This is a genomic window from Nocardioides panzhihuensis (assembly GCF_013408335.1).
In the GTDB taxonomy this organism is placed as follows: Bacteria; Actinomycetota; Actinomycetes; order Propionibacteriales; family Nocardioidaceae; genus Nocardioides; species Nocardioides panzhihuensis.
Genome location: NZ_JACBZR010000001.1, coordinates 1,058,116 through 1,084,261, shown reverse-complemented (window position 1 = coordinate 1,084,261; position 26,146 = coordinate 1,058,116). Strand labels below are relative to the sequence as shown.

General features: G+C 70.9%; 22 protein-coding genes. 1 reads left to right on the top strand and 21 read right to left on the bottom strand.

Annotation, left to right across the window (positions count from 1 at the left end; translation table 11 throughout):
* Window positions 1-127 precede the first annotated feature (127 nt).
* From BJ988_RS05000 to BJ988_RS04990, 3 genes are all read right to left on the bottom strand, one after another.
* On the bottom strand, window positions 128-2,341 hold the full coding sequence (locus BJ988_RS05000) for a [protein-PII] uridylyltransferase (RefSeq protein WP_179657003.1): 2,214 nt from the start codon (window positions 2,339-2,341) through the stop codon (window positions 128-130).
* A gap of 12 nt (window positions 2,342-2,353) precedes the next feature.
* On the bottom strand, window positions 2,354-2,692 hold the full coding sequence (locus BJ988_RS04995; RefSeq protein WP_008363338.1) for a P-II family nitrogen regulator: 339 nt from the start codon (window positions 2,690-2,692) through the stop codon (window positions 2,354-2,356).
* 84 nt (window positions 2,693-2,776) lie between these two features.
* Window positions 2,777-3,115 (bottom strand): P-II family nitrogen regulator, encoded by a 339-nt coding sequence (locus BJ988_RS04990; RefSeq protein ID WP_179657002.1) that lies wholly within the window; start codon window positions 3,113-3,115, stop codon window positions 2,777-2,779.
* 196 nt (window positions 3,116-3,311) lie between these two features.
* Between BJ988_RS04990 and BJ988_RS04985 the strand changes: the two genes are divergently transcribed.
* Window positions 3,312-4,358: a class I SAM-dependent methyltransferase gene (locus BJ988_RS04985; protein WP_179657001.1), complete on the top strand. Its 1,047-nt coding sequence runs from the start codon at window positions 3,312-3,314 to the stop codon at window positions 4,356-4,358.
* 43 nt (window positions 4,359-4,401) lie between these two features.
* On the opposite strand, the gene BJ988_RS04980 is transcribed toward BJ988_RS04985, so the two are convergent.
* The 18 genes from BJ988_RS04980 to BJ988_RS04895 all read right to left on the bottom strand — a co-directional run bounded on the left by BJ988_RS04980 (window position 4,402) and on the right by BJ988_RS04895 (window position 26,145).
* Window positions 4,402-5,970, bottom strand: coding sequence for a glycosyltransferase family 2 protein (locus BJ988_RS04980; RefSeq protein WP_179657000.1), 1,569 nt, complete (start codon window positions 5,968-5,970; stop codon window positions 4,402-4,404).
* A gap of 197 nt (window positions 5,971-6,167) precedes the next feature.
* Window positions 6,168-7,118 (bottom strand): sugar phosphate isomerase/epimerase family protein, encoded by a 951-nt coding sequence (locus BJ988_RS04975; protein WP_179656999.1) that lies wholly within the window; start codon window positions 7,116-7,118, stop codon window positions 6,168-6,170.
* A 57-nt stretch (window positions 7,119-7,175) separates the two neighbouring features.
* Complete coding sequence (locus tag BJ988_RS04970) at window positions 7,176-8,183, bottom strand: sugar phosphate isomerase/epimerase family protein (RefSeq protein WP_179656998.1); 1,008 nt, start codon at window positions 8,181-8,183, stop codon at window positions 7,176-7,178.
* Window positions 8,184-8,222: 39 nt separating this feature from the next.
* Complete coding sequence (locus BJ988_RS04965; protein WP_179656997.1) at window positions 8,223-9,596, bottom strand: alkaline phosphatase family protein; 1,374 nt, start codon at window positions 9,594-9,596, stop codon at window positions 8,223-8,225.
* The gene (gene eboE / locus BJ988_RS04960) at window positions 9,593-10,777 is read right to left on the bottom strand and encodes a metabolite traffic protein EboE (RefSeq protein WP_179656996.1); all 1,185 of its coding nucleotides are present in this window, start codon (window positions 10,775-10,777) and stop codon (window positions 9,593-9,595) included. Before eboE ends, BJ988_RS04965 begins: the two co-directional genes overlap by 4 nt.
* On the bottom strand, window positions 10,774-11,631 hold the full coding sequence (locus tag BJ988_RS04955) for a TatD family hydrolase (protein ID WP_179656995.1): 858 nt from the start codon (window positions 11,629-11,631) through the stop codon (window positions 10,774-10,776). Before BJ988_RS04955 ends, eboE begins: the two co-directional genes overlap by 4 nt.
* The gene (locus tag BJ988_RS31255; RefSeq protein WP_179656994.1) at window positions 11,631-12,395 is read right to left on the bottom strand and encodes an EboA domain-containing protein; all 765 of its coding nucleotides are present in this window, start codon (window positions 12,393-12,395) and stop codon (window positions 11,631-11,633) included. Before BJ988_RS31255 ends, BJ988_RS04955 begins: the two co-directional genes overlap by 1 nt.
* Window positions 12,392-13,261 (bottom strand): sugar phosphate isomerase/epimerase family protein, encoded by an 870-nt coding sequence (locus BJ988_RS04945; RefSeq protein WP_179656993.1) that lies wholly within the window; start codon window positions 13,259-13,261, stop codon window positions 12,392-12,394. Before BJ988_RS04945 ends, BJ988_RS31255 begins: the two co-directional genes overlap by 4 nt.
* Window positions 13,258-14,100 carry an SCO3242 family prenyltransferase gene (locus BJ988_RS04940; protein WP_179656992.1) on the bottom strand — a complete coding sequence of 281 codons (843 nt, stop codon included), beginning with the start codon at window positions 14,098-14,100 and terminating at the stop codon, window positions 13,258-13,260. Before BJ988_RS04940 ends, BJ988_RS04945 begins: the two co-directional genes overlap by 4 nt.
* A complete protein-coding gene (locus BJ988_RS04935) occupies window positions 14,097-15,266 on the bottom strand; it encodes an inositol-3-phosphate synthase (RefSeq protein WP_179656991.1) in 1,170 nt (389 codons plus the stop codon). The genes BJ988_RS04940 and BJ988_RS04935 overlap by 4 nt, the downstream gene beginning before the upstream one ends.
* Window positions 15,263-16,084: a ThuA domain-containing protein gene (locus tag BJ988_RS04930; protein WP_179656990.1), complete on the bottom strand. Its 822-nt coding sequence runs from the start codon at window positions 16,082-16,084 to the stop codon at window positions 15,263-15,265. Before BJ988_RS04930 ends, BJ988_RS04935 begins: the two co-directional genes overlap by 4 nt.
* Window positions 16,085-16,150: 66 nt before the next feature.
* Entirely contained in the window at window positions 16,151-17,326 is a 1,176-nt protein-coding gene (locus tag BJ988_RS04925) for a Gfo/Idh/MocA family protein (protein WP_179656989.1), read from the bottom strand.
* An 81-nt stretch (window positions 17,327-17,407) separates the two neighbouring features.
* Window positions 17,408-18,472 carry a substrate-binding domain-containing protein gene (locus BJ988_RS04920; protein WP_179656988.1) on the bottom strand — a complete coding sequence of 355 codons (1,065 nt, stop codon included), beginning with the start codon at window positions 18,470-18,472 and terminating at the stop codon, window positions 17,408-17,410.
* Between the two features lie 68 nt (window positions 18,473-18,540).
* Complete coding sequence (locus BJ988_RS04915) at window positions 18,541-19,587, bottom strand: ABC transporter permease (RefSeq protein ID WP_179656987.1); 1,047 nt, start codon at window positions 19,585-19,587, stop codon at window positions 18,541-18,543.
* Window positions 19,584-21,143, bottom strand: coding sequence for a sugar ABC transporter ATP-binding protein (locus BJ988_RS04910; protein WP_218860600.1), 1,560 nt, complete (start codon window positions 21,141-21,143; stop codon window positions 19,584-19,586). The genes BJ988_RS04915 and BJ988_RS04910 overlap by 4 nt, the downstream gene beginning before the upstream one ends.
* Window positions 21,140-22,411, bottom strand: a complete 1,272-nt coding sequence (locus tag BJ988_RS04905) for an ROK family protein (protein ID WP_179656986.1) — start codon at window positions 22,409-22,411, stop codon at window positions 21,140-21,142. The genes BJ988_RS04910 and BJ988_RS04905 overlap by 4 nt, the downstream gene beginning before the upstream one ends.
* 240 nt (window positions 22,412-22,651) lie before the next feature.
* Complete coding sequence (locus BJ988_RS04900) at window positions 22,652-24,784, bottom strand: PQQ-dependent sugar dehydrogenase (RefSeq protein ID WP_179656985.1); 2,133 nt, start codon at window positions 24,782-24,784, stop codon at window positions 22,652-22,654.
* Window positions 24,785-24,939: 155 nt separating this feature from the next.
* Entirely contained in the window at window positions 24,940-26,145 is a 1,206-nt protein-coding gene (locus tag BJ988_RS04895) for an ROK family transcriptional regulator (protein ID WP_179656984.1), read from the bottom strand.
* Window position 26,146 lies beyond the last annotated feature (1 nt).

Here is a 26,146-nt window from a genome sequence, read left to right as displayed (position 1 = left end):
TCCAGCGTCCGCCTGGGTGGACTGGACGGGCACTTCATGGACTTGAAGGGTGTTTCAGTGCCCGTCAAGTCCATGGATACCCGGTCGACCGGGTATCCCACAGATACCCCACCCGGCACCCGCCCCCTCAGCGCGCCAGCGCAGCACGCACAACATGCGCCGCCTCGGCGGCCCGCTGCTCGGCGAGGGCGCCGGCAGAGGCCTCCTGGAGATAGAACACGTCGACGGCCTGCGGGCCGAGGGTGGAGATGTGGGCGGAGCGGACGGCGATCTCCATGCGTGCCAGCGAAGCGGCGACGGTGTAGACGACCCCGGGGCGGTCGATGGTGCGCACCTCGAGGACGGTGGCCTTGCTGGATGCCTCAGGACGCACCTCGATCGAGGGTTCGCTCCCCCGCGCGGCCGCGCTCGGCGCCAGCCGGGAGGCCGGGTCGAGGCGGCCCTCGGTGATGGCCGAGAAGCGGGTACGCAGCACCGCGGCGTCGACATAGGAGTCGTCGAGGTCCCACACGCTGACCCCGAACCCTCCCTGCGACCAGGCACGGCAGGCCCGCACCGGAAGCCGCGCGACGGCGAAGGTGGCCGCCAGATCGGCGAGCAGGCCGAGCCGGTCGGGCGCGATCGCCCACACCCGGGCGCCGCCGGCGAGCGGCTCGGCACGGAAGGAGGCCGAGCCCGAACGTACGCTCTCGGGGATCTCCACCGCGGGCTGCGGCCGCTCCCCCGCCGCGATGCCGGTGTCGAGGACGCGCGCGGCCCGCCGGGCGAGGTCGAGGACGAGCCGGGCCCGCCAGCTGGTCCAGGCCTGGGCGCTCGTCGCACGCGCGTCGGCCTCGGTGAGCGAGGTGAGCAGCGCGAGCGCCTCCGCGTCGCCCATTGTGTCGACCACGAGATCGACCGTCGCCGGGTCGTCGGGGTCACGCGTGGTCGCGGTCGTCGAGAGCAGCAGGTGCTGGCGCACCAGCAGCGAGATCAGGGCGACCTCGTCGTCGGGGAAGCCCATCCGGGTGGCGATCCGGCGGGCGATCGGCTCTCCCGCGACGCAGTGCTCGGTCAGCGACCCCTTGCCGATGTCGTGGAGCAGCGCCGCGACCAGCAGCACGTCCGGACGGGCGACCCGCGGCAGCAGCGCGACCGACTCGATGCAGGCCTCGACGGTGTGTCGGTCGACGGTGAAGCGATGGATGATCGAGGCGTGCGGGAGCAGCCGGATCCGTTCCCACTCGGGCAGGATCCGCGAGACCGCGCCGGTCTCCTCCAGGGTCTCCCAGACCGCGAGCAGCCCGCGCCCGGCGCCCAGCAGCCGTACGAAGAGCCGACGCGCCTCCTCCGGCCACGGATCGGGCAGCGCCGGGGTCTCCCGAGCCAGTCGTGCCGCGGTCGGCGGCGCGAGCGCGACACCGTGCTCGGCGGCCAGCGCCGAGGCCCGAAGCAGCATCAGCGGGTCCCGCGACGGACGAGCCCCCGGCGCGAGCACCACCTCGCCGGAGGCCAGCGCCAGGCCTTGGCCCAGCGGCGCGAGCCGCGGGCGGCGCGGCGCACCGGGGCGCGAACGCTCCAGGACGCCGTCCACTCGCCGCCAGGCCAGCCGGGAGAGATGGGTGAGACGGCGGCCGATCGTGCGTACGTGGGCGTGCGCGGCGCGCCCGTCGGGCAGCTCGAGCCGCTCGGCGAGCTGGTCCCACATCTCCGGCACGACCCGGTCGGTGGACCGGCCGGCGATCTCCTGCACGTGGTCCCGCACGTCGAGCATCGCCCGGCGCGAGGTCTCCAGGTCGACCGCGGGCACGTCGATCAGCCAGGTGGCCACGATCGCCTTGATCACCACCGCGTCCCGCAGCCCGCCGTACATCTCCTTCAGGTCCGGGACCGAGGCGTGCGCGAGCTCACCGGCGCGCTGGTGGCGCTCCACGTTCATCGTCCGCAGCTCGGGCAGCAGCGCACGGGCATGCTTTCGCCAGTGCGCCAGCATGGTCGTACGCAGCCGCAGCACGAGCCCACGGTCGCCGGCCAGGTGCCGGATGTCGAGCAACCCCAGGGCTACCCGCAGGTCCCCGGTCGAGGCCGAGAGGATCTCGGAGAAGGAGCGCACCGAGTGGTCGAGCCTGGGCGCGGCGTCCCAGAGCGGATACCAGACCTGCTCGGCCACGGATCCCGGGGAGATGGCATCGTCGTGCACCAAGACGACGTCCCAGTCGGAGAACGGAGCGAGCTCGCCCCGGCCGTATCCGCCGACCGCGACCAGGGCGACCCCGACCTCGGGGCCGCCGGCCGACACGTACGCCTTCGCGCACTGCTCATCGGCAGCGGCCGTACGCGCCGCCCGGCTCTCCGCGGTCACACGCTGCCGGACTCAGATGGCGGCGTCGTCGCGGTCGCCGGTGCGTACTCGCACGATGGTCTCCAGCGGGGAGACCCAGACCTTGCCGTCACCGATGCGCTCGGTCTTCGCCGAGGTCTCGATGGCGCTGACCACCGACTCGACCTCCTCGTCGGGCACGGCGATCTCGATGCGGATCTTCGGCACCAGGGCGACGTCGTACTCAGCACCGCGGTAGACCTCGGTGTGACCCTTCTGCCGGCCGTAGCCGGAGACCTCGGAGACGGTCATGCCGGTGACACCGACAGCCTCGAGGGCGACGCGGACGTCCTCCCACTTGTGGGGTTTGATCACTGCGGTGACGAGCTTCATTTCTCTCCTCCGGTGGGATTCGGTGGACCGACACTCGGACGAAGCCTAGTGGTCGTGAGCCGGCAGACCCGCGCCGACCGGGGATCAGAGGGCCTCGACGTCCCGCGCACCGGTCCGTACGCGGACCACGGAGTCGATCGGGCTGAGCCAGACCTTCCCGTCGCCGATCCGTCCGGTCTGGGCGGACTTCACGACGATCTCGACGACCTCCTCGGCGTCCTGGTCGTCGACCACGATCTCGATGCGGATCTTCGGCACCAGGGCGACGTCGTACTCAGCACCGCGGTAGACCTCGGTGTGACCCTTCTGCCGGCCGTAGCCGGAGACCTCGGAGACGGTCATCCCGGTCACGCCGAAGGCTTCCAGGGCCTCGCGGACGTCCTCCCACTTGTGGGGTTTGATCACTGCGGTCACGAGCTTCACGAGAGGGCGCCTCCAGAGGTCGTTGATCCTGCCATCTTCGCTGCCACCCTCACCCGGAGAAGTTTCGACACCCCGACAAGTCTGTCTCCAGCGTGTAACGGAGCGTTTCCCTGTACGTCGCCGAAGCATAGAAACAGCCGACAAATCACCCGTGCCGGACCCGCGTGGCGCAGCCAAAGGTCGCTACCCTCGTCGCATGTCGCACTACGCCGTCGAGATCGACCTCGATCACCGCAACACCAGCCACGTGCAGGTCCTCGACCTGGCTGAGTCGGCCCCGGCGGCGGGCAGCGGGAAGAACGTCCTCGATGTCGGCTGCTGGACCGGCGAGGTCGGCCGGATCCTCACCGAGCGCGGCTGCACCGTCACCGGCATCGAGCTCGACCGCGAGGCCGCGAGCCTGGCCGAGAAGGTCCTGGAGAAGGTGATCGTCGCCGATCTCGACGCGACGCCGCTGACCGAGATCGTCGAGCCCGGCTCGTTCGACGTGGTGATCTTCGCCGACGTCCTGGAGCACCTCACCGACCCTCGGGCTGCGCTCGAGCAGGCCCGTGACCTGCTCACCCCAGGCGGCAGGGTGGTCATCTCGATCCCCAACGTGACCCATGGCTCGGTCCGCCTCGCCCTGCTCCAGGGCCGCTGGCAGACCACCGACACCGGCCTCCTGGATCACACCCACATCAAGTTCTACTCCCGTGAGGGCCTTCTCGCGCTCTTCGCCGAGGCCGGGTACGCCGTCGAGGAGCTGCGCGGCACCACCGCCGACCCGCTCAACGTCGAGGTCGCAGTCGACCCGGGGCCGCTGCCCGAGGTGGCCGTGGAGTGGGTGCGCCAGCAGCCCGACGCGCTGGTCTACCAGTTCCAGCTCTCCGCCCGGCCGCTCGCCGACGGCGAGCTCCCCCCGGCCGCGCCCGAGCTCGTCCAGGCCGCCCCGGCCGACGAGGTCAGGGTCCGCGACGTCCACACCACGAGGTTCGAGGAGGCCACCCGCTCCCGGCTGGCCACCCGCGACCACATCCTCGGCATCCAGGCCTCCGCCAACTCTGCCCAGGCTCGGGTCGGCACCCTCTCCAAGCAGCTGCGCGAGGCCCGCGAGGTCAACCGGCGCCGCCGCGAGCGCATCGAGCGGCTGCGCGGCAAGGTCGCCGGCCTCGAGGCCGACCTGACCTACGCCACCCGCCACCCGGTGCGGAACTTCTGCCGCCGGGTCATCCGCCGGCTCCGCCGCGCGGCCCAGGGCTGATCCTGGCCGGCTCGGCGTCGAGGTCTGAGACCGTGGCGCCGGGTCAGCGCACGCCGTTGGAGTAACCCTCGCGGACCTGCAGGTAGTTGCCCCAGCGGTTGTTGATGAAGTCCTTCTCCCAGTCGTGGACCGCGTTGTCGCGGCTGACCGACTCGAAGTGGAAGAGGACCACGTCGTGGAGCCAGACCAGCCGCAGGCCGAGCGAGCGGCGGACCTTCAAGGAGAGGTCGACGTCGTTGTAGTTGATCGGGAGGCGCTCGCTGAACCCGCCGGCGTCGAAGAAGACCTCGCGCCGCATCGCGACGCAGGCGCCGGTGAGCGCGGAGGTCTCCCGGTTGATGTGCAGCTCACCGTGGTTGCCCCGCTCCTCGGGACGCGCGCGGTAGTAGGCGTGCGTGATGGTGCCGCTGCCGTACACCAGCCCGGCGTGCTGGATGCGGTAGTCCTCGAAGAGCAGCTTCGGCCCGGTCATCCCGACGTCGGGCTCGCGCAGCGGGGCGATCAGCTGCTCGATCACGCCGTCGGAGTAGGCCTCCATGTCGTCGTTGAGGAAGATCAGCACGTCACCGCGCGCGTGCGCAGCGCCGACGTTGCACTTGGCGCTGAAGCTGAACTTCTCGGTGAACTCGACCAGCTTGATGTCGGCGCCCTCGATCGCCCGCAGCGCGTCCAGGACCGGCGCCGGGGTCGGGGTGTCGTAGACGATCACGAACTCGACGTCGCGGTGCTTGGTGGAGGCGACCACCGAACGTACGGTCTCGACGACCATCGCGCGCATCGAACCCCACACGATCGCGCTGGTCCCGATGGTCGGGATGATCACGCTGACCGGAGTGTCCAGGTCGGGCTCTCGCTCAACGCGGTAGAGCCCGGGCGAGACGCCGCGTGAGGCCGTCGCCCGGATCCCCAGCCGGTCCAGCTGACCCTGCACCGCGCGTACGCCGGCGTCCCAGGCGTACGGCTTGGCCTGGTTGTCGGCGGCGGCCGAGCCGGGCACCTGACGCCAGTGGTAGAGCGCGCCGGGGACGTGGACGATACGTCGCGCCCGCTCGCTGACGCGCAGCACGAGGTCATGGTCCTGGGAGCCGTCGAACCCCTCCCGGAAGCCGCCGACCTCCTCCACGACGGAGCGGCGGAAGACCGAGAAGTGGGTGCAGTAGTTGTGGTGGCGCAGCCGCTCGGGGGACCAGTCGGGCTTGTAGTAGGCGTCGCGGAGCTCGCCCGCGTCGCTCATCAGGTCCTGGTCGCTGTAGGCGTAGTCGAGGTCCTCGAACCTGTCGTAGGCACGGACCATCTTCTCCAGCGCGTTCGGCTCGAGCACGTCGTCGTGGTCGAGCAGGGCGACCAGCTCACCGGTCGCCTCGGCCAGCGACGAGTTCGATGCGGCCACGATCCCGCCGTTCTCGGCACGCTCGACGATCCGCACCCGCGGCTCGGTCGCGGCCAGCTGGCGCAGCCGCGGCAGCACCCAGGAGTCCGGCGAACGATCGTCGCTGAGGATCCACTCCCAGTCCTCGTACGTCTGGCCGAGGACCGACGCGATCGTGTCCTCGAAGGCATCGGCGGGCGGGTTGTAGACGGCGGTGATCAGCGATACCCGGGGCGATGGCATGGGCTTCAGCCTATGACCCCGGCGCGCGGTTCGCGGAACCCGACACGGGCCCCCCAGACGTTGGGGACCTGGCCGGCATCCGGGCTTCACGGAGGGTTCACCGGGGCCGGCTGGCGGTGTTGGCGAGCGTGTGATCTCGGGTGGTGAAGCCGAGAGTCGCCCGTGGGCCACTCTCGGCTTCACCCCTGTCCGGTACGTCAGTAGCGCAGGCGGCGCAGGTAGGAGTAGCCCACCTCGGCGGTCTGCTCCGGAGTGACCTCCGGGGTGTCGTTCTCGACGATGTACTCCTCCACCCTGTGGGCGGCGAAGATCTTCGAGAAGTCGATGAATCCGGTGCCGAGGTCGCAGTGGTCGCCGGTGCCGGGGTGGCGGTCCTTGACGTGGTACTGCCGCACCGACTGCGGAGAGCACTTGATGGTGTCGATGGCGAAGTCGATGGCGTCGTCGTTGGACATCCCGAGGTTCACCCCGCCCGTCACGGCCCAGTAGAGGTCGATCTCGTAGTGGACGTAGGCCGGGTCGAGCTCGTTGGTGAAGACGTCCCACGGGGTGACGCCGCCGCCCAGGTCGGTCGTGAACTCGTGGGCGTGGTTGTGGTAGCCGTAGGCGATCCCGCGAGCCTTCGCGGCCTGCGCCTCGACGTTCATCTGCGCCGCCCACCTCTGCCAGTCGGCCAGCGAGTTCGACGCCAGGTAGGGCACGTTCATGAAGCGCTGGCCCATGGTCTCGGCGTTGTCGAGCTTGGCCTCGAGCGCCGCCGGCGAGTCGCTGATGCCGTCATGGCTCGAGGAGGACCGGATGCCGAGCGAGTCGAGGGTGCCCCGCAGCTCGCCGGCCGTCCGGCCGTAGAGACCGGCGAGCTCGACCCGTGGGTAGCCGAGGTCGGCCAGGGTCGCCAGGGTCCGGTCGACACCGGCGCCCTGCATCACGCTGCGCAGCGTGTAGAGCTGGATGCTGATCCGGCCCGGGGGTACGCGGCGTACGCCGGAGACCGCCGCAGCGGCCGGTGACAGCAGGCCCGGCGCCGCAGCCAGCGCGGCTCCACCAGCGACGGCGCCCAGGGCGCCCTTGAGCATCGAGCGGCGGCTCAGGCCTCGCTCGGCGAGTGATCGGCGCAGCGCGCCCTCACCGTCGAATCCGTAACACATGGGGGTTCCTCTCGGTTGCAGTGACCGGCCAGAGCGGCCGGGGACCATGGAGCGGGTTCAGTCGTTGGTGCTGAACGCCGCGTCGAAAGCGGCATCAGGGGCGTCGAAGGCGAGCCGGCGGACGAACTCGAGCGCCTCCGGGGCACCGGCGAGACGGTCCATGCCGGCGTCCTCCCACTCGATCGAGATGGGGCCGTCGTAGCCGATGGAGTTGAGCATCCGGAAGCACTGCTCCCACGGGACGTCGCCGTGACCGGTCGAGACGAAGTCCCAGCCGCGCCGGGGGTCCGCCCAGGCGAGGTGGGAGCCGAGCCGGGCGTTGCGGCCGTTGCCGGTCTGCATCTTCGTGTCCTTGCAGTCCACGTGGTAGATCCGGTCGCGGAAGTCCCACAGGAAGCCCACCGGGTCGACCTGCTGCCACACCATGTGGCTGGGGTCCCAGTTGAGACCGAACGCCTCCCGGTGGCCGATCGCCTCCAGCGTCGCGACGGTCGACCAGTAGTCGTAGGCGATCTCGGAGGGGTGGACCTCGTGGGCGAACCGCACGCCGCACTCGTCGAAGACGTCGAGGATCGGATTCCACCGGTCGGCGAAGTCCTGATACCCGGCCTCGATCGTCGCCTGGGAGACGGGCGGGAACATCGCGACGTACTTCCAGATGGCGGAGCCGGTGAAGCCGACCACGGTCTTGACGCCGAGGTTCTTCGCCGCGCGGGCGGTCATCTTCATCTCCTCGGCGGCCCGCTGGCGTACGCCCTCGGGGTCACCGTCGCCCCAGATCTTGGCGGGCAGGATGTCCTGGTGACGCTGGTCGATCGGGTCGTCGCAGACCGCCTGCCCCTTGAGGTGGTTGGAGATCGTGAAGACCTCGAGGTTGTGCTTCTTCAGCAGGTCCAGCTTCGCCTGGACGTAGGTCTCGTCCTCAGCGGCCTGCCAGACGTCGAGGTGGTCGCCCCAGCAGGCGATCTCCAGGCCGTCGTAGCCCCATTCGGAGGCGAGGCGGCACACCTCCTCGAACGGCAGATCGGCCCACTGGCCGGTGAAGAGCGTGATCGGTCGGGTCATGGTTGTCCTTCCTCAGGGGGAGCAGTTCAGGTGAGCAGTTCAGATGAGCAGGGACGCGAGCAGGTCGCGGACCTCGGTGGCCTCGAACCGGTCGCGCTTGGCGGAGGCTTCCGAGCAGATGAGCACGGGACCGTGCTCCGGGGTGTCCGGCAGCCGACCGTGGCTGCCGGAGACCGGGGCGGGATCGAGCGGCACCACGCTCATGGCGTAGCGCAGCCCGGCCTTCTTGCGGGCCAGTGTGGTGGCGGCGCGCAGCTTGACCCACCGGTCCTCGGGGTCGAGGAACAGCTCGGCGGGGTCGTAGCCCGGCTTCTTGTGGATCTCGACCCCGCGGGCGAAGTCGGGCGCGTTCGCGTCGTCGAGCCAGTAGTAGTAGGTGAACCATGCCTCCGGCTCGGCCACCAGGACGAGCTCGCCGGCGCGCTCGTGGTCGAGTCCGTACGCAGCCTGGCCGCTGCGATCGAGGACCTCGGCGACGCCGTCGAGGCCGGTCAGCAGGGTCCGCACCCGCTCGATGTCGGCGGGATCCTTGATGTAGACGTGGGCGATCTGATGGTCGGCGACGGCGAAGGCCCGCGACGTCCACGGGTCGAGCAGCTCCCCGGTGGCGTTGTGGTGGACGTGCAGAAGACCTTCGCGGCGTAGCAGCCGGTTGACGTCGACCGGGCGGGAGGCGGGCGTGATGCCGTACTCGCTCAGCAGCACGACGCGGACGCCGGCAGCCTCGGCGTCATCGAGCAGCGGCGCCAGCGTCGCGTCGACGTCGCGGGCGGCCTGGACGGCCTGCGGGCTGTCGGGCCCGAACCTCTGCAGGTCGTAGTCGAGATGGGGGACGTAGACCAGGGTGAGGTCGTGGTCGGGCATGACCTTGCGGGCCGCGGCGACGATCCAGGCCGAGCTCTTGATGGAGGCGGTGGGTCCCCAGTAGGTGAAGAGCGGGAACGGGCCGAGCTGGTCGGTGAGGGTCTCGTGCAGCTCCGGCGGCCAGGTCCAGCAGTCCGGCGACTTCTTGCCGTCGGCGTGGTAGGCCGGGCGCGGGGTGACGGTGGTGTCGACGTCGGTTCCCATGGCGTACCACCAGCAGATGTTGGCGACCTTCGCCCCCGGACGCCGGCGGCGGACGATGTCCCACAGCTTCTCGCCCCGCACCAGTGCGTTGTGCTGGCGCCACAGGAGCACCTCGCCGAGGTCGCGGAAGTACCAGCCGTTGCCGACGATGCCGTGATCGCGCGGCAGCATGCCGGTCAGGAAGGTCGACTGGACCGAGCAGGTGACCGCGGGCAGCACCGTGCCGAGCTCGGCGGTGAACCCCGACTCCCCCACCTGCCGCACTCGCGGCATGTGCTGGAGCAGCTCGGGGGTCATCCCGACGACGTCGATGACCAGCAGCTTCTCGTTCGGGTTGTCGCTCATGCGGATGCCTCCTGCAGCTGTTCGAGACCGGCCTCGAGGAGCCGGTCGCGGGTCCAGGCCAGCTCGGCCGCGATGCCCGCGACCAGGCCGGCGTCACCACCGGGGCGCATCTGCTCGGGCAGCACTCCCCAGGTGTAGGTCTCGACCTCGAGGTGGTCGGTGTGTGCCACCGGACCGCCCAGGAGCGCGTCGAGCGTGCCCGCCAGGTGGTCACGGGTGCTGCGCAGCGGCGGTGCCGGGTCGGCATGAAGAGGTACGTGGAAGTGCACCCGCCACGGATGCTCGGCCGGCAGCGGACGGTGGCCGCCGAGAGCCTCGGGCAGGTCGTCGCGGCTGTCCACCCGGCCCCCGCGTGGTTCACGCGTCTGGTGCAGGAACCGGTCCTCGGCGTAGGAGGCCAGGGCCTCCCGGGTCGCCGGGTCGCTCGGGTCGTCGGCGTGCAGCGCCGCGGAGACCTGGACCTTGACGACGGGAAGTCCGGCGACGTGGAGCCGGTCGAGAGCCTCCGTGGCGTCCTCGAACTGGGTGGCGAGATGGCAGGTGTCGACGCAGATCCCGAGATGCTCCGGCGCGAGCCCGGCGAGGCGGGTCACCGCATCGCGGGTGGTCTCCACGACGCAGCCGGGCTCCGGCTCGAAGCCGACCCGCACCGCCCGGCCGTGCTCGGCCTCGATGCCGGCCAGCCCGTCGGCGAGCTCGCCGATCAGCTCCCGGGCCGCCCGGTCGCGGTCGGTGAACCACGGGGTGCGCCAGCCCAGCGGAAGGGTCGAGATGCTCCCGCGGACGGCGTCGTCGGGCAGCAGCGCAGCCAGCACCCGGGCACAGTCGAGGGTGTAGTCGAGACGTCGCCGGGTCGACCAGTCCGGGCTGTAGACGTCGCGCTTCACCACGGGGGCGTGGAACCCGCCGTACGGGAAGGCGTTGAGGGTGACGACCTCGAGGCCGTGCCGGTCCAGGCCGGCCCGGAGCCGCTCGAGGGTGGCCGGGTCACCGGCGAGCTCGTGCGCGGTCGCGGCCGGCAGCCAGAGTCCGAGGCCGAGGCGTGGGACGCCGAGCCGGGCCCGCACCTCACCGGCGTAGCGGCGGAGCTGGTCGAGGATGCCGTCGACGTCCTCGGCGGGATGCACGTTGCTGCAGTAGCCGAGATGGACGACCGTGCCGTCGCGATGCCGGAACCTCATCCGCGCTCACCTCGCAGCAGCGAGTTGCCGGCGAAGGTGGCGCCCTGGTCGGCCGCAGGTACGTCGAGCAGCAGCCGTCCGCTCTGGCCGAAGAACTCCACCGGGTTGCGCCACAGCACCCGGTCGACGTCGTCCTCGGTGAAGCCGGCCGCAAGCATCGCCTCGCCGGTCGCCCTGGTGCGCAGCGGGTCGCTCTTGCCCCAGTCGGCGGCGGAGTTGACCAGCACCCGGTCCAGACCGCGGCGCTGGAGGATCGCGACCATCCTGTCAGGGTCCATCTTGGTGTCGGGATAGATGGAGAAGCCCATCCAGGCGCCCGCCTCGTCGACGACGTCGACGGTCACCTCGTTGAGATGGTCGACGACGACCATCCCGGGCTCCATCCCCGCCGCCTCGACCAGATCGAGGGTGCGGCGGGTCCCAGCCAGCTTGTCGCGGTGGGGCGTGTGCACCATCGCGGGCAGCGCGAACTCACGGGCCAGCTCCAGCTGGCGGCTGAACGCCTTCTCCTCGTTCTCGGTCATCGAGTCGAAGCCCACCTCGCCGACCGCGACCACCCCGTCCTTCGCGAGGTAGCGCGGCAGCAGGTCGAGCACCGGCGTACAACGCGGGTCGTTGGCCTCCTTCGGGTTCAGCGCGATCGTGCAGTGGTGGGCGATGCCGAACTGCGAGGCCCGGAACCGCTCCCAGCCGACCAGCGAGTCGAAGTAGTCGACGAACGAGTCGACGCTGGTCCGGGGCTGGCCGAGCCAGAACGCCGGCTCCACGAGGGCGCGGACGCCGGCGGCGTACATCGCCTCGTAGTCGTCGGTCGTGCGCGAGCTCATGTGGATGTGTGGGTCGAAGATGCGCATCAGGACTCCCGAGTGGTCTGAGTGGGGGCGGGAAGGAGGGACAGCGCGTCGGCGGGGACCTCGCGGCCGGCCGCGGTGCGCTCGGCGGCGTAGTCGGCGACCATCCGGCGCAGCTCGTCGTCGGCTGGATCGTCGGCTGGCTCGAGGCCGGCGACCAGACGAAGAGGTACGCCGACGAAGAGGCACTTGAGGACACCCTGGCGCCACGCGGCGGCATCCAGACGAGCCGCGTACGTCCCCATGGCGGCGGCCACCAGGCGCGGGTCGTTGGTGCGCATCGCGTCGTGGAGCAGGTCGACTGCCCGGTCGCCGATCGCGTCCTCGAGGTGCCCGAGGCCGAGCAGGACCGCGCGTCGCTCGTCGGCGTCGCCGAAGCGGTAGAGATCGTGCAGCTCGGTGCTCAACGTGTCGGCGTCGTCCGCGAGGCCGCGACCGAGCGCCACCAGCAGCCGCACGCGTACGTCGTCCTCGACCCTTTCGGCATCCGGGGCCGGCGAGGTGCCCGGCGTACGGCCGATCTCCCGGGCCGCAGCCGGGAAACGGGTCCGGACCCGGGTCGGGTCGGCCTCGATCTCGGCACACCACTCGGCGAGAAGGCGCTCGTCGACGACTGTGTTGGTCTCGACACGCTCGCTGGCGCGAGGGTCTGAACGAAGTGGCCCTCGACCGACGGGAGAACCGCCGCCCCCGCTGGTCGAGCCGCCGGAGCCGCTAGGCGGAGGCGTGTCGAGACCAACACGGTCACCTTCCGAAGACGTGTTCACGCGCGCACCTCCTCGGACCGAGGGAGGGCCGCCACGGTCTCGCGCAGGAACGCGAGGGAACGCTCGGCGACGACCGGAGCGGCATGCGACTGGCGGGGCAGCTCGAGCGCCGCGAGCCCGGTGTAGCCGATCTCGACGAGCGTGCCGAGCGCGGCGGTGAAGTCGACCTCGCCGGTGCCGAGCTCCAGATGCTCGTGGACGCCCTCGACCATGTCGTCGACCTGCACGTTGGCCAGCAGCGGACCGGCCAGGCGGATGGTCTCGGCCATTCCCCGCGGCTCGTTGCACACCACATGTCCGAGGTCGAGGGTGACCCGGAGCAGCTCCGGGTCGTCGAGCCGCCGGCGCAGCTCGAGAACGGCATCGAGGGTGTCGATGAAGTGGCCCGGCTCGGGCTCGACGGCACACACCACGCCGCGGCGATCGGCGAGGTCGAGCACGCGCCACACGCCGTCGCACAACCGGCCCCAGGCCCGGTCCTCGTCGACTCCGTCCGGGAGGCTGCCCGACCAGAAGGAGACCGCCTCGGCACCGAGGTCGGCCGCGACCTCGACAGCCCGGTGGAGATAGTCGACCCGGCGGCTCGCCTCCGGAGCCGGATGGAGCAGGGTCGGATAGTGCTTGCGGCGCGGGTCGAGGATGTAGCGGGCGCCGGTCTCGACCACGACGGAGAGGCCGAGCTCCTCCAGTCGGCGCCGCACCTGTGCGACCCGGCCCGTCAGGTCCGGTCGGTAGGGGTCGAGGTGGAGGTGGTCGAGGGTCAGGGCGACCCCGTCGTAGCCCAGGTCCGCGAGGACGGCCAGGGCGTCCTCGAGCCGGTGGCTGTGCATGCCGTTGGTGCCGTAGCCGAACCTCAACGCGCTCATGTCGGGGACACCACCTTCGAGGCGGCCTTGGCGATCGGGCCGGCGGCGAGCAGCCCGAGCGCCGCCAGCGGCGAGCGGCGGGCGACGAGCGCTGCCTGGAGCGGGATCATCCCGCGGATCCCCGCCCCGGTGGCACGCCGGACCGTACCGGCATCCGGCGAGGAGACCGCGGCGAGCTGTGCGGTGCCGACGCTGGTCGCGTACGTCGCGGCGAGAGCGACAGGTAGCGCCGCGCGCCCGTGGCCGGCCGCCGCGGCAGCAGTCGCGACCGTGACCCCGCCGGCGATCCCGGCGGTGAGTGGCCGGGTGCCGTGGACCTCGCCCCGGCTGAGCAGGGTGACCCCGGCGGTGTGCGCGGCCAGCAGGGCTGCCGGCACCAGCCCTGCTCGCGTACGTCCGCTCGCGCTCGCCCCGAGCAGGACGTCGAGACCTCGGGCGGCGGCCATCGCGACCGGGCCGGCCGCGGTGTCCTTGAGGACGGTGTCGTAGGCCCAGACGGTCCCGGCGAGGGCGGCAGCCGTCGCCGCGGCCGGACGGCCTCCGACGAGCGCGGCCAGGCCGACACCCGCCGCGGTCAGTCCGGCAGCCACCCCGAGCGCCTGGCGGGGGCTGACCCGGCCGGACGGGATCGGCCGTTCGGGCCGCTCGACGGCGTCGAGGTCACGGTCGGCCCAGTCGTTGAGCGCCATCCCGGCCCAGTAGAGGGCCACCGAGGCGGCCGGCATCGCGAACGACCGGGCCCGCAACGGACCCGCCGCGGCCGCCCCGGCCAGGGTGTCCCCCGGCACGGTGAGGGCAGCCGGCAGCCGGACCAGCTCGGCGAAGGCTCTAGACGTCATGCGCCCACCCGGGCGCACCACGCGACCAGCTCTTCCCACTGCGTACCGAGGCGGTGCTCGGTGGAGCCGGCCGGGTCCTTGAAGAAGAACCCGAACGGAAGCGGTCCGCTCTCCCCCGCCTGCTGCGCGCGCAGGGTGAGCCGGGCCAGGTCGAGCACCAGCGGTGCGGCGAGCGCCGAGTCGCATCCGTTCCAGGTGAACTGCAGCGACATCCGCACCCCGAGGAATCCCTCGAAGGAGACGTGGTCGATGGCGGTCTTCCAGTCCCCGTGGTCGGGGACATAGTCGATGTGCATCGGCCCCTCCACGGGGTGGCCGAGCATCGCCTCCAGCCCCTGAGCCTTGGTGACGAGCTTGCTCCGCGCGTTGTCCGGGTCGGCGAGCGTGGCGCCGTCACCGCCACCGAGCATGTTGTACGAGGCCCAGGCGTTGACCTGCAGCGCCCGCGTCGCGAACATCGGTGCCAGCGCGGACTTCAGCAGCGTCTCCCCGGTCTTGCCGTCCGAGCCTGCCCATGGCAGCCCGGCCCGCTCGGCGAGGGCGACGAGCACCGGCAGACGCGGCCCGGGACTGGGCGTGAACGAGACCACCGGGCAGCCGGCGCGGTAGGCGGCCAGGACGTAGACCGAGCTGGCCGGCAGCGGCGACTCCCCCGCGGCCAGCGCCGCGTCGAGAGCGTCGGGGTCGGCGAGCGGTCCGCCGGCCACGACCTCGGCCGGTGGCTCGGTGCTCGCCACATCGACCACGACCACCCGCTCGAGCCCGTGCTCCTCGCGGAAGGCGACCAGGTCGGCGCTCAGCCGCTCGACCGCGACACCCTGAGGCTCCTCGCCCGCCCGGTCGTAGCCCGTACGCAGCCGCCCCTCGACCTCCGCCAGCTCGCCCGCGATCGGCGGCAGGATCCCCGCGGGGAGGACCCCGCCCGCGGCGAGCCGTTCGGCCCGCTTCACGAGCGTCTCGACATCGAGGTCGTGCCCGCCGATCACCAGGTCGTCGAGCGCAGGCAGCCCGGCCGCCGCGATCTCCGGCTGCTCGGCCACCAGTCCGACCCGTCCGGCGAGCCCGGCCCGCACGGCCAGCGCGCCGACCGTCGTGGTGACTCCCACCGAGCCGCAGGCACCGACCAGCCAGAGCCCGACGCGGCCGGCTCCCTCGCCGTCGCTCATCGGTCCCCCTCGCAGCGGAACCGTGCGACCCCGGCGACCATCTGGATGCCACCGAGCACGTGGGAGAGGAACTCCGGCTCGGTGAACGACTCCGAGGTGTGGCCCATCCCGGTGTAGAAGGCTCTGCCGCCGTCGTACTCGTGGCACCAGGCGATCGCGTGCGGGTCGCCCATGGCGTGCCGGCCCGGGTCGTAGCTGCGCTCGTCGAGGTCGGCGAGGACACGGATCGAGTCGGCCGGACGGTCGCGGAAGCTGTACCACTCGTCCCAGCGCGTCCACCGCTTCGGCAGCTCGGCCGTGGCCGCGGTGTTGTGCGCGTGCACCTTCACCGTCGCGGTCTGCTGGGCGGGATGGCCGGCGAAGTAGGCGCCGACGAGGCCGCCGTACCAGGGCCAGCCGTACTCGGTGTCGGAGGCGGCGTGGACTCCCACGTAGCCGCCACCGTCTTGGATGTAACGCTCGAACGCACCCTGTTGCCCCGCGTCCAGCACGTCACCGGTGGTGGAGAGCCACAGCACCGCCTCGTACGCCGCCAGGTCGGTGTCGTTGAACACGGCCGCGTCCTCGGTGGCGGTCACGGTGAAGCCGTTCTCGGCCCCGAGTCTCTCGATCGCCGCGATGCCGTTCGGGATGGAGCCGTGCCGGAACCCGGCCGTCTTGGAGAACACCAGGACGTCGTACGTCCCGACCTCCTCGCTCGCTTCGTAGCGGTCGGCGCTTGCTGCCGGCGTCGGTGACAGGCCCGGGGCGAAGGCGGCTACCGCCACCAGCCCCACACCCGAGATCAGCGCCCGGAACCTTCTAGATCCGTGCTTCATGGTGCGTGTCCCTTCTGTGCTCAACGGTCTTGAACAGGCTGGAGGTCGACGTGGCCCCGGGTTGGATCAGACGGGGATCTCCTGCCACGTCCTCGTGTCGGAGCTGGTCTCCACCGCGGCGAGCACGCGCTGCACCTGGAGACCGTCGGCGAAGTTCGGCGCCGGGTCGGTGTCGTCACCGAGCGCCCGGACCAGGTCGACGACCTGGTGGGTGAAGCCGTGCTCGTAGCCGAGGCCGTGGCCCGGCGGCCACCAGCCCGACACCCATTGGTGCTCGGGCTCGGTGACCACGATCCGGCGGAAGCCGGCCTCGGTGTCCGGCAGGGTCGCGTCGTGGAAGTGCAGGACGTTCATGTCCTCGAAGTCGAACGCCAGGCTGCCCTTCGAGCCGTTGATCTCGATCCGGATCGCGTTCTTGCGGCCGGTGGCGAAACGGGTGGCCTCGAAGGACCCGACCGCTCCCCCGGCGAACCGGGCCAGGAAGAGCGCGGTGTCGTCGACGGTGACCGGACCACGGCCGGCCCCGGCGGTGGCCGAGAGCCCGGAGGAGTCCTCGGCGACCGGGCGCTCCTTGACGAACGTCTCCAGCATCCCGGAGACCTCTTGGATCCGGTCGCCGGTGATGTGCTGGGTCAGGTCGATGACGTGGGCGCCGATGTCGCCGAGGGCGCCCGAGCCGGCCTTGGACTTGTCGAGGCGCCAGCTCAGCGGGGCCTCGGGGTCGGCCAGCCAGTCCTGGAGATACTGCGCACGAACGTGGTGAAGCTCCCCGAGCCGGCCGTCGGCGACCAGCTTCTTGGCCAGAGCGATGGCGGGCACCCGACGGTAGGTGAACCCCACCATCGTCCGGACTCCGCGCTCGGCGGCCACCGCGGCGGCCGCGGCCATCCGCTCGGCCTCGGCCACGCTGTTGGCCAGGGGCTTCTCGCACAGCACGTGCTTGCCGGCCTCGAGCGCGGCGATCGCGATCTCCGCGTGGGTGTCGCCGGGGGTGCACACGTCGACCAGGTCGACGTCGTCGCGGGCGATCACGTCACGCCAGTCGGTGGCGCTCTCCTCCCAGCCGAACCGGGTCGCGGCCTCGGCGACGCGGGTCGCGTCACGGCCGCAGACGACCTGCATGCGCGGGGTCAGGGGAAGGTCGAAGAAGCGGTGGGCGCTGCGCCAGGCGTGGGAGTGGACGGCGCCCATGAAGGCATAGCCGATCATCCCCACACCGAGCGTGGCTTTCTGCTCGGTCATCGGAACTCGATCCTGTGTTCGGTGGTGTCGCTCCGCGCCCGAGCGCGGAGCGATCTTGCGGTCTGGCTGGGTCGGGCTCGATCAGGACTCGAAGGCCGTGGGCAGGAACTCGGCCACGTTCTCCTTGGTCACGACCGGCGCGTCCAGCTGGATCGTGCGCGGCACGGTCACCTCGACGAGGTCGGACATCGCCTTGTCCTGTGCCAGGAGCCGGGCGAGCTTGATGCCGTCGGCAGCCTGGGTGGAGGGGTAGATGACCGTTGCCTTGAGGACGCCCTTGTCGCCCTCGATCTCGCGCATCGCGTTGGCCGAGCCGGCGCCGCCGACCATGGTGAACTCGTCGCGGCCGGCGTTGTTGATCGCGGCGAGGACGCCGACGCCCTGGTCGTCGTCGTGGTTCCACAGGAAGTCGAGCTTCGGCGCGGCCTGGAGCAGGTTGGAGGCCGCCTTCTCGCCGCCCTCGACGGTGAAGTCGGCGGCGACCCGGTTGTCGACGTCGAGGTCGCACTTGGCCAGCGCGTCCTTGAAGCCCTTGCTGCGGTCCTGGGTCAGCGGCAGCGAGTCGATGCCGGCGATCTCGGCGACGACGGCGTCCGTCTTTCCGGCGGCCTGCTCACAGACGTACTCGCCGGCCGAGACGCCCATGCCGTAGTTGTCGCCGAGCACGGTGACCCGGGCGGCGTTGGGGTCGTTGAACTCACGGTCGACGTTGATGACCGGGATGCCGGCCTCCATCGCCTTGAGGGCCACCGGCGTCATCGCAGCGCCGTCGAAGGGCAGCAGCACGATGGCGTCGACCTTGTCGTTGATGAAGGTCTCGACCTGGCTGATCTGCAGGCCGACGTCGTTGGTGCCCTCCGCCAGGCGCAGGTCGACATCCTCGTATGCCTCGGCAGCGGTCTTGGCCTGCTCGCTGATCGCACCCATCCAGCCGTGGTCGGCAGCGGGGGCGGAGAAGCCGATGACGATCGTGTCGCCCTTCTCGTCGTTGGAGCCGGCCTTGGCGTTGGAGGTGCCTCCGACGTTCTCGGACTTCTCGGGGGTGTTGCTGATGCAGGCCGAGAGTGCGAGCACCGCGAGACCGGCGACGAGGCCGGTGCCGACGCGTCGGGCGAGGGGGCGTCTTGCTGGGGACTTCAGGTTCATGGAACTGCTCCTAGATCGTGCGGAGGTGGAGGGCGGGTGAGTCCGAGAGATCCGAGAACGTACGGCGGCTACGAACCGGGCTGTCGTGCGAACCGCTTCTGCAGCAGCACGGCAGCGATGATGATCAGGCCCTTGGTGAAGGCCTGAGCGGAGATCGAGAGGTTGTTGAGCACGAACACGTTGGTGAGGGTCATGAAGATCAGCACCCCGAAGACGGTGCCGATGATGTTGCCGCGCCCGCCGGAGAGCAGGGTGCCGCCGATGACGACCGCCGCGATCGCATCCAGCTCGTAGAGCTGCCCGTGGGTGGCGCTCCCGGTCGTGGTGCGGCTGATCAACATGACCGCCGCGATGCCGCAGCAGACGCCGACGAGTACGTAGAGGAGCATGGTGTGGCGGCGTACGTTGATGCCGGCCAGACGCGAGGCCTCCGGGTTGCCGCCGATGGCCAGCGTGCGCCGGCCGAACGTCGTGCGGTTGAGCAGGACCCAGCCGATCACGGCCACGATGGCGAAGATCCAGATCAGCACCGAGATCCCGAGGATGTCGCGGGAGAGCGCGTCGGTGAAGCCCGGCACGCTGACGATCTGGGTCTTGCGCGCCGAGATGATCTCAGCCAGACCACGGGCGCTGGCCATCATCGCCAGCGTCGCGATGAAGGGCACCACACCGCCGTACGCGATCAGCAACCCGTTGATCAGGCCGGCGCCAGCGCCGACCAGGAGGGCGGTGGTCACGATGATGATCCAGTGGATGTCGTTGGCCATCGCCTGGGTGGCCACCGTCGTGCACCAGATCGAGGAGAGCGCGACCAGCGCGCCCACCGACAGGTCGATGCCACCACCGGTGATCACGAACGTCATCCCGATGCTGACCACGCCGATCACCGCGGCGAGGCGCAGGATCGTCATCACGTTGTCGACCGAGGCGAACCGCTCACCGCCCGTGATGACTCCGACCAGCGCCAGCAGCGCCAGCGCCAGCAGCAGGCCCAGGTTGTGGCCCGCTCCGCTGCGCAGCAGCTGGCCGAGACCACCGGGCTCGGCCCGGCGGGCCGCCTCCTTCTCGACCCGGGCTGTGTCAGCCAGGGTGGCGGCATCCGTGTGGTCGCTCATGCGACCTCTCCTTCCATCACGAGGTCCAGGACCTTCGACTCATCGATCTCGGTGGCGGGTCCCTCGTGGACGACGGAGCCCTCGCTGATGACGAGGACCCGGTCGGCGAGACCGAGCACCTCCTCCACCTCGCTGGACACCACGACCACGGCGACACCTTCGTCGGCCAGGCGGCGGACGAGGCTGTAGATCTCGCTGCGCGCCCCGACGTCGACGCCCCGGGTTGGCTCGTCGAGGAGCAGCACCTTGCAGTCGCGCAACAGCCACCTGGCGAGCACGACCTTCTGCTGGTTGCCGCCGGACAGGTTGCGGACCGGCCGGTCCACCCCGGCGGGACGTACGTCGAGCGAGCGGGTGAGCTCCTCGGCGGCGCGACGCTCGGCGGCGCTGTCCAGGAAGCTGGCCTTGGAGAACCGGCTCAGGGACGAGACCGTCACGTTGCGGTAGACCGCCTGGTCGAGCAGGAGCCCCTGGCTCTTGCGCTCCTCGGGAGCCAGGCCGATCCCGGCGGCGACGGCGGCGCGGACCGACCCACGGCGCAGCCGGCGGCCGTTGATGGTGACGGTGCCCGTGGTCGGGCGGCGGGCGCCGTAGATGGTCTCCAGGATCTCCGAGCGGCCGGAGCCGACCAGACCCGCCAGACCGACGATCTCACCGGCGTGGACGCGCAGGTCGACGTCGCGGAAGCGGTCGCCGGACAGCCCGGTGGCCTCGAGCACCGGCGTGGTGTCCCGACCGGGGCTCGTCGTGGGGCGCTCCGGGAAGACGTACTCGATCTCCCGGCCGGTCATCAGCGTGATCAGCTCGGAGGTGGGGGTCTCCGCGACCGAGAGCCCGGTGGCCACCGTGCGGCCGTCCTTGAGGACCGTGATCCGGTCGCCGATCTGGCGGATCTCCTCCAGGCGGTGGGAGATGTAGATGATCGCGACGCCCTCCGCGGTGAGGCCGCGGACCACCCGGAAGAGATTGTCGACCTCCTCCTGGTCGAGGACCGCGGACGGCTCGTCGAGGATGAGCAGCCGGGTGTCGTGGGACAGCGCGCGCGCCATGCTGACGATCTGCTGCCCTGCCGGGGAGAGGTCACCGACGAGGCGGTTCGGGTCGACCTCGCTGTGGCCGAGCCGGGCCAGCAGCGCGCGCACGCGCTGGGTCGCCTCGGCACGACGGCTGAACCCGGCGGTGGCGAGCTCGTGGCCGAGGAAGACGTTCTCGGTGACGGTGAGCCCCGGCACCAGGTCGAGCTCCTGGTAGATGGTCGAGATGCCGCGCTTCATGGCGGCGACCGGCGTGGTCAGCCGGACCGGCTCGCCCTCCCAGCGGATCTCGCCCTCGTCGGGCTGGTACGACGCGGAAAGCACCTTGATCAGGGTCGACTTGCCGGCACCGTTCTGCCCGAGCAGGCAGTGCACCTCACCCGCGCGAACATCGAGGTCGACGCCGCCGAGAGCGAGCACTCCGGGGAACCGCTTCACGATCCCGGTCATCTGGAGCAGTACGTCACCCCCGCCTGCCCGGGCGGCGGGGCCGTCCGGCGACGGCTCAGGGGTCAAGGTCATCGGGTTCCTCCGTGCAGTTCGGCGAGAGCGGTGGGATCGGAGAGCAGCGGTTCGAGGGAGACCAGGGCGCCGCCGCGCACTGCGGCGGTCGGGCCGAAGGCTGAGATCGCGACCTTGGTGCCACCGGCATGCGGCGCGAGCACGTCGGCGGCGAGCCGGGTCTCGAGCGCCGGGAGCAGCCACTCGCCGAGCACGGCGAAGTAGCCGCTGAGCACGACGGTGCCAGGGTTGAGCGTGTTGACCAGGAAGGCGGCGCCGGCGCCGAGCCAGGCACCGACCTCGTCCAGCGCGGCCAGGGTGCGGCCGTCGGCGAGACGGGCCCGGTCGGCCAGCGTGGCGAGCCGCTCCTCCAGGGTCAGCGCGGGGTCGCGGACCGGGTCGTCGGGGTCGGTCGCCGCGTCGAGCAGCGCCCGTAGGCCGACCACGGTCTCCCAGCAGCCGGTGCGGCCGCAGCCGCAGAGGCGACCGCGGGGGTCGACCTGGAGATGTCCGATCTCCCCGGCCCAGCCGTGCCGGCCGCGGATCACCCGGCCGGCGCTGACGACCGCGCCGCCCAGTCCGACCTCGCCGTAGAGCACGACCATGTCGGCACGGTCGGCGTCGCCGGGCTCGAGCTCGGCGGTGGCGGCGAGGGTGGCTTCGTTGGCCACGCGCACCGGCGGCACAGGCCCCACCGAGCCAGCCGTGACGGCCAGCCTGCGGCGTACCTCCGCGGCTACGTCGATGTCGCGCCAGCCGAGGTTGGGGGCGAGCGTGACCAGGCCCGTGGAGGCGTCGACGAGACCGGCCACTCCGACGGTGATGCCGGTGACGGTGGCGCCGGCGGTCCGTGCCTCGGCGAGGGCATCGTCGACCAGGTCGGCGACCTCGTCCAGGACACTCTCGGGCGGAAGGCTCCGGCCGTCGATGCCGCGGCGGGCCTCGGCGATCACCGACCCGGACAGGTCGACGGCGATGACGGCGAGGTGGTCGACGTTGATCTCCGCACCCACCCCGCACACTGCGCCACCGACGAGCCGGACCTGGACACCGGGACGGCCGGCACCGCGGCGGCCGGCGTCCTCGCAGGAGACCAGACCGAGCGCGGCGAGCTCGTCGACCAGCCCGGTCGCGACCGAGCGGGTCAGCCCGGTCTCCTCGGCCAGGCGGCCGCGCGAACGCGGCCCGCCGTCGCGCAGGGACCGGAGCAGCAGGCCGAGGCGCGCGGACCGGACGGCGGCCGGGTCGGCGGTCGCGGAGACCCGCACGGTGATGTCTGCGTCGCGCATGGTGGCCTCCTGTCCGCGGTCGTGATGGGTCGCTCGTCGAAACGCTCCTCTGTGATGGCAGTCACAGAATTCGGAGCCCGGAAGACAAACTAGTGACCACCGACACGTTCTACAACCCCTACATGGCGGTTTCTGCAAAGTTTGTGTCGAACTTTGAAAAGTTGTTGGACAAAGTAACCGAAAAGGGGGCACCCGGCCATGTTCGGCCGGATGCCCCCTTCCCAGATCTATCGCGAGGGGTCACTCGCTCGGAGCGATCACCACCTCGTCACTTCCGGTGAGCGCCGGGATGTCGCCCTCGCCCGGGTCGGTGTACTCAGCCACGAAGACGGCGTTCAGTTCGTCCTGCTCGGGGTCGTGGCCGCCAGGGACGGTCGTCGTGATCGAGCCGCTGCACCCGTTCGCCGTGGACTGCGGGTGACCGTGGTCGTCGTGCCCCAGGACGTACGTCACCGAGACCCGGCTGCAGTCGACCGCCTGGTCGTCGGAGACCTCGACCTGGAACTGCACGGTGTCACCGAAGTGGAACGCCTCGCCGGGCGCGGGGCTGGTGGTCAGGGTGACCACCGGAACCTCGTTGCCGACGATCACATCGACGTCCGCCGAGGCGTGCTTGCCACGCCCGATGCCACCCTTGTCCGTGACGGTCAGGGTAGCCCGGTAGACGCCAGGCTCCTGATACGTGTGCGTCGCGGTCTCGCCGGTCGCGTCGAAGGTGCCATCACCATCGAAGTCCCACTGATAGGTCAGCTTGTCTCCGTCCGCGTCGGCGGTGCCGGCGCTGTCGAACGCAACGGTCAACGGCCCGTCGCCTGCCGTCTTGTCGGCAGTGATCACCGGCTTCGGAGTGTGGTTGCCGCTTCGCGCGATGTAGTCGATCCGGGAGACCTGAGCCTCCTCGTTCTCGCTGAAGTACCCGTCGCCGTACTCGAGCATGTAGAGCGAGCCGTCCTTGCCGAACTCCAGGTCCATCACGTTGTCCGTGGCGAACGAAGAGAGCACGGACTCGATGCCGGTCAGCTCACCGTTGGCATCCACACGCATGCCCTTGATGTAGTCGCGGGTCCACTCGGCGAGCAGGGGGACGCCGTCGTAGTACTGCGGCCACGCGCCCGACTGGGGCCCGGACGCCACCGACTTCTTGAAGTCGTACGCAGGGCCCGCCATCGGTCCGATACCGCCCTGGGTGCCGAGCTCGGGGAACTCCTCGGACTGGCCATAGGAGTACCAGACGGTCGGCTGTGTCACCGGTGGGAGCTGCGCGAGGCCGGTGTTGTGCCGCGAGTCATTGACAGGCGCGTCGCAGTCGAACGCGGGGCCCGAGGTGCCGGTCGCGAAGTCGTAGTCGCGGTAGGGCATCTCGGCGGTCGCGCACAGCGGCCAGCCGTAGTTGGCCGGCTCGGTGACGACCGTCCACTTGCCGTGGCCTGCCGGCCCGCGATCCGGGTTCGCCGAGCCGGCGTCGGGCGAGTAGTCGGCGACGTAGACCCGGTCGGTCTGCGGGTCGATCTCGATCCGGAACGGGTTCCGCAGGCCCATCGCGTAGATCTCCGGACGGGTCTTGTCGGTGCCCGGCGCGAACAGGTTCCCGGCAGGGACGGTGTAGCCGCCGCCGGCCTTCGGCTTGATCCGCAGGAGCTTGCCCCGCAGGTCGTTGGTGTTGGCGGCCGTACGCCGCGCGTCGAAGGCCGGGCTGCGGCCCTCGCGGTCGTCGAGCGGGGAGTACCCGTCGGACTGGAACGGGTCGGTGTCGTCGCCGGTGGCGAGGACGATGTTGCCCGCGGAGTCGAAGACGAGGTCGCCGCCGACATGGCAGCAGCGTCCTCGGTCCACCGGGACGTCGATGACCTGCTGCTCGGTGGAGAGGTCGATCTTCCCGCGGGAGAACTGATAGCGCGAGAGTCGGATCGCGCCCTTGAACGGCTCGAAGTCGGCAGGGGTGCCGAACTCCGGGGCGTCACCCTCGTTGACGTCCGGGGTGGCCGGATCGTCGACAGGGGTGTCCATCGGGGGCGAGTAGTAGACGTAGACCCACTTGTTGGTGCGGCCGTTGTATCCGGGGTCCAGAGCGATGCTCTGCAGCCCCTCCTCGTCGTGCTGATAGACGTCGAACTCGGCTGCGACGCTGTTGACGCCGGTCTCGGCGTCGTTGAGCCAGACCTTCCCGGCCCGGGTGGTGTGGAGGACGTCCCCGTCGGGCAGGACCGCGAGGTCCATCGGCTCACCGGGACGGTCGTTGAGGGTCACCTTCTCGAAGTCGGTGTCCGGCGGTGGGGCACCCGTGGGGGCCGCGTCCGCGGAGGTCGTGAGGGGGAGAACCAGGAGGCCGGAGACCACGGTGGTGGCGACGCTCCAGAGGGTGAATCTGCGCACGGTCCATCTCCTTCTCTCGCTGTCGTGGAAGGGAGCGAGATCGCTGGCGAACGTAGCGATGTGATGCCAGTCACGTCAAGGAAGTTGCGTACTTTCGCAAGATATTTTCGAAAGATGAGACGGTGAGTTGCCCTTCGAAGCGGCCCGAGGTGGAGTTACGCCTCGCCGCTGCTGGGCGCGTAGACAGACGCGCTGATCAGGTGAGCGGCACCGATGACGCCGCCCTCGTCGCCCAGCTCGCTGAGCACGATGGGGAGGTTTCCGGTCGCCAGCGGCAGCGAGCGCCGGTAGGTGACGCTGCGGATCTCGGCGAGCAGTCCGTGGCCAAGCTTGCTGACCCGGCCGCCGATGACGATGAGCCCGGGGTTGAAGAACGACACCAGGCTGGCGAGCACCTGGCCGATGCGGTGACCGCTCTCGCGGATGAGCTGGACAGCCTGCGCGTCTCCGCGGGCCACCGCGACGGCGATGTCCTCCGCGCTCAGCTCGCCCTTCTCCGCGAGCAGTTCGGCCAGCACCGGCGAGCGTCCGGAGCGGGCCGCGGCGAGCGCCTCGCGAGCCAGTGCCGCTCCCCCGGAGAACGCCTCCAGGCAGCCGGTGTTGCCGCAGGCGCAGGTGGGCCCGAAGTCCTCGACCCGGATGTGGCCGATGTCGCCGGCACAGCCGTCGACACCGCGGTAGAGCTCACCGTCGACGACGATCCCGCAGCCGATGCCGGTGCCGATCTTGACGTAGAGGAAGTCACGTGCGGTCCGGGCGACACCAGCGTGCTGCTCCCCCGCCGCGAGCACGTTCACGTCGTTGTCGAGCACGACCGGACAGCCCAGCTCCCGCGCGACCGCGTCCCGCACCGGGTAACCGTCCCAGCCCGGCATGATGGGCGGGGACACCGAGACGCCTCGGTGGAAGTCGACCGGACCGGGTACGCCGACGCCCGCGCCCATCGGCTCGGCGACGCCGTGGTCGTCCAGAAGCGCACGGACCTCGTCGAGCGCGGTCGCGAGCACCTTCTCCGGACCGCTGCGGATGTCGCACGCCCTGGTGCGAATCTCGATCACCGACAGCCGGCCGTCGGTGAGGCCGACCGACATGCTGGTGGCGCCGATGGAGATGCCGACGAACCGGATGTCCGGCGCGAGGTCGACCAGCGTCGAGCGCCGCCCACCCCGGGAGGCCGCCGGGCCGACTTCGTGGGCCATGCCCAGCTCGGTGAGCCGGCCGACCTCAGCCGCGATCGTGGTGCGGGAGACGTTCAGCCGGTCGGCGAGCTGCACCCGTGAGAGGGGGCCCTCGTCGCGGAGCTGAGCGAGCAGCCGTGCCTGCATGGAGGTCTCGGCCCGGCCGGCGAGTGAATGGCGCATA